Annotated in this window: 2 protein-coding genes; both read left to right on the top strand. The window is 45.5% G+C overall.

The features are described from left to right. Nucleotides 1–198: 198 nt before the first annotated feature. The gene (mtnA, locus tag IM477_RS05625) at nucleotides 199–1,260 is read left to right on the top strand and encodes an S-methyl-5-thioribose-1-phosphate isomerase (RefSeq protein ID WP_287730862.1); all 1,062 of its coding nucleotides are present in this window, start codon (nucleotides 199–201) and stop codon (nucleotides 1,258–1,260) included. 785 nt (nucleotides 1,261–2,045) lie between these two features. Continuing rightward, complete coding sequence (locus tag IM477_RS05630) at nucleotides 2,046–2,759, top strand: response regulator (RefSeq protein WP_287730863.1); 714 nt, start codon at nucleotides 2,046–2,048, stop codon at nucleotides 2,757–2,759. Nucleotides 2,760–2,889 lie beyond the last annotated feature (130 nt).

The raw sequence follows: 2,889 nt of genomic DNA on the forward strand, positions 1-2,889 counted from the left end.
AGAACCGAGGAAAAAATGCGGTCGGACTGACCGTGTTAGAAAACGCTTGCGGAGGCGATCGGTTGGGGATCGTCCGGTTAAACCAGGTCGATCTAGTCAAGAGCCTATGAACCAAGAATCCCCCGCTAACCGCTCGCGCGTTGTAGCGGGGGAGAGTCAAAGTGGTAAATTTAGCTAATTCTCAATCTAAAAATGTTTATGACCACAACCACTTGCGAGAGTAACTCGATCTATCCCGTGCGTTGGCAAGATAACAAAGTTTGGCTGATCGATCAAACCCGTTTACCCATGGAGTATGGGGAAGTTGAGATCACCAGCAGTGAAGCCATGGCCCGGGCGATCGAAACGATGATTGTCCGCGGCGCTCCGGCGATCGGGGTGGCGGCTGCCTATGGTATGGTTTTAGGAGCGCAGGAAATTACCACCGACCAGACAGAGGAATTTCTGGCTGATTTAACTAGAATAGCCGATCGATTAGCCCAAACCCGGCCGACGGCGGTGAATTTATTCTGGGCGATCGAGCGAATGTTAAAAGTGGCCAGGGAAAGTGGACCAGAAGTGGCAGTAATTACCAAAAATCTCCTTGAAACTGCCCAAAATATCCAAAAAGAAGACGTGGAAACCTGTCGGGCGATCGGTCACCATGGTTTATTGGCGCTGCCGGAGCAACCAGAAAAACTGACAATTTTAACCCACTGTAATACTGGTTCCCTAGCCACGGCCGGTTATGGTACTGCTTTAGGGGTAATTCGTTCCGCTTGGACGGCAGGGAGATTAATACAAGTGTATGCAGACGAAACCCGGCCGCGGCTGCAAGGGGCAAAATTAACCGCCTGGGAATGTCTGCGGGAGGGAATTCCCGTCACCGTGATCACCGATAGCATGGCGGCCCACTGTATGCAGCAAAAACTGATCGATGCGGTGATCGTTGGGGCCGATCGCATTGCGGCCAATGGGGACACGGCCAACAAAATTGGCACCTATTCTCTTGCGGTGGTGGCAAAAGCTCATCATCTGCCTTTTTATGTGGCCGCGCCTCTATCGACGGTGGATTTTTCCCTTAAGGATGGTACGGGGATACCGATCGAACAGCGCGATCGTGCCGAAATTTATCAGGTGGGGACAACTACCCTTTGCCCTAGAGATGTTAACTTTTATAACCCCGCTTTCGATGTTACTCCCGCCGCTTTAATCACCGCTATCATCACGGAAAAAGGAGCGGTAACACCGGCTGAATTAATTTTTTTACAGGAATCCTAGGGGTAAGCTTTTTCCCTACTGATACCATTTTTATTTGTTTATATCGATTGGCACAGTGGGGAAAAATTCCGCCTCAATCCAATTGGAGGTGACGGCCAAGGGCGAAAAATAGACAAAAACTCCCTCTATCCATAAACTAAAGGACTAGAGTAATTTTGAGAAACTATCTAGTTATCAATAGAATAGTTTGAATTAATTATTGATTACTTAAATCAAGAAACTATAAATTATTTATTAGTTTTAGATTATTTTTTTGTTAATATAGGCTAAAAAATTAATTAAACCAGAGCTTGGTTCTATTCTAGGAAAATCCAAGCAGATCAAAGATGTATTCTTCTTAAAATTATCTTGGCTCTTCTCGACTTTGTGTGATAATTTTTGCCGATGAAATTCTGAAATGTTTACTGGGAAAGACTTTTAGGGCTATTTTGGTGAATAAATAAACTATCAGTATAGGCCTCGTTTCCACACAGAAACCAGAAAAGCCAAATCCTTGCCTAATCGAGATTTGCATGATATTATAAATAAATAATTAAAGCAGAAAATTTCAAGTAAATTTGGGTAGATTTGAGTAGATTTTAGGGGAGGCTAAGTATATTGGCAATCTCTGCTTTTAGTAACTAGAAATAAAATCAACCGGAAAAAGGGGATTGCCGAATGAAGATAAGAAAGTGGAATTCAGGGAACGGGGAACGGAGTAAAGTCAATGTTTAGGATCGGCTCTAATAATCGAAAAGCAAAAATTAGCAAATCATCGCCTAATTCGGCGAAACTGGTCAAAAAATATGGATAAAGTGCGGGTTATCGTTGTAGAAGATCACGATTTAACGCGCATGGGCTTAGTGGTGGCTCTCCAGCATCGGGAAGGTATTCAAGTGGTAGGGGAAGCGATCAGTGGATTACAGGGACTGAAACTGCTAGAGGAGACTAAACCCGATGTAGCGATCATCGATATAGGTTTACCCACGATCGATGGGATCGAGTTAGTGCGACGCTTCAAACAAAATCGGGGCGAAGACCCCCTGGCCACGAAAATCCTCATGCTAACCATGCACAAAACCCAAGAACAGGTTTTAGCGGCTTTTAGTGCTGGGGCTGATTCCTACTGTATGAAGGATATTAGCATTGATAAGTTAATCGAGGCGATTTATTCCACCCACGAAGGCAATCATTGGCTTGACCCTGCGATCGCCAATATTGTTCTGCAACAAGTGCGCCAAAATGTTCCCGTCGGTGCGGCTGCCGGGACCAAAACAGTGATAATTCAAGGCGTTGACCGAGAATATCACCAATTGCTGGAAAATGCCCCCCTAACGGCACGAGAGCGAGAAATTCTCGATCTGATTGTCGCGGGTTGTAGTAATGCCGAGATTGCCAAGCGACTCTATATCACCATCGGCACGGTGAAAACCCATGTCCGCAATGTCTTAAATAAACTCTCTGTGGATGATCGGACTCAAGCGGCAGTGCTGGCCCTGCGATCGGGATTAGTGGAGTGAACTACTCTCAAGATCGTTGAGAGCTTCCTATTTCACGGGGGATTGCCTCAAGACGGACTTACGCCCAGATTTTGGTCTTATATCCCCTCTATAGGCAGTATCGCGCTTTTCCTAACGATAATATCCGTAA

The sequence above is a fragment of the Microcystis sp. M090S1 genome (genome assembly GCF_020246295.1).
GTDB lineage: Bacteria > Cyanobacteriota > Cyanobacteriia > Cyanobacteriales > Microcystaceae > Microcystis > Microcystis aeruginosa.

What these genes read in the sequence shown, in the direction of transcription:
- mtnA (WP_287730862.1), top strand. Translation starts at nt 199, where the DNA reads ATGACCACAACCACTTGCGAGAGTAACTCGATCTATCCCGTGCGTTGG.
- IM477_RS05630 (WP_287730863.1), top strand. Translation starts at nt 2,046, where the DNA reads ATGGATAAAGTGCGGGTTATCGTTGTAGAAGATCACGATTTAACGCGC.